Source organism: Kistimonas scapharcae (assembly GCF_039540975.1).
GTDB lineage: Bacteria > Pseudomonadota > Gammaproteobacteria > Pseudomonadales > Endozoicomonadaceae > Kistimonas > Kistimonas scapharcae.
Map to the genome: position 1 here is coordinate 1 of NZ_BAABFL010000170.1, position 692 is coordinate 692.

Below are 692 nucleotides of genomic sequence, written 5' to 3' on the forward strand. Positions count from 1 at the left end.
TTGCTGCTGGCCGGCACCGGTTTTTATGCCCTGAAAAGAGCCATGACCGGCGTATTGTCTACCGGTGATCAGTTTGAACGCACCGCAGTGCAACTGAAGGCCGTAATGGGCAGCGTAGAGGACGGTGAAAAAGCCTTCGCCTGGATTCGTGAGTTTACCCAAAACACTCCGCTGCAATTACAGGACGTCACCAACGCCTTTGTTCTGTTGCGTAACTTCGGCTTTGATCCCACCGATGGCACCATGCAAAGCCTGGTGGATATGAACGCCAAGCTGGGTGGCTCACAGGAAAAGCTTCAGCGCATCACCCTGCAACTGGGACAGGCCTGGGGTAACCAGAAACTCCAGTATGAAGAGATCAAGACCCTGATCGAAAACGGTGTCCCGGTCTGGGATCTGCTATCGCAAGCTACCGGTAAAAACGTTACCGAACTTCGAGCCCTAAGCGCCCAGGGCAAGCTGGGGCGTGACGTTATCCGTGGGCTGATTGATGCAATGGGACAAAGCTCCCAGGGGGCCGCCGCCGATGCCATGAGCCTGCTCTCCGGTTACGTCTCCAACCTGAAAGACCGCTGGTCTGAGTTTGCCAACCTGATCGCGGAATCCGGTTGGCTGGATTACATCAAGGACAACCTGCGTCAGCTCAACCAGTCGCTGGAGACGCTCGACAAGAACGGCAAACTGAAGCAAAT

At 55.3% G+C, this 692-nt stretch carries 1 protein-coding gene; it reads left to right on the forward strand.

All coding sequences use genetic code 11. The features are described 5' to 3' along the window. On the forward strand, positions 1–692 hold a 692-nt coding region (locus tag ABD892_RS10225), incomplete at both ends, for a tape measure protein (protein WP_345195521.1).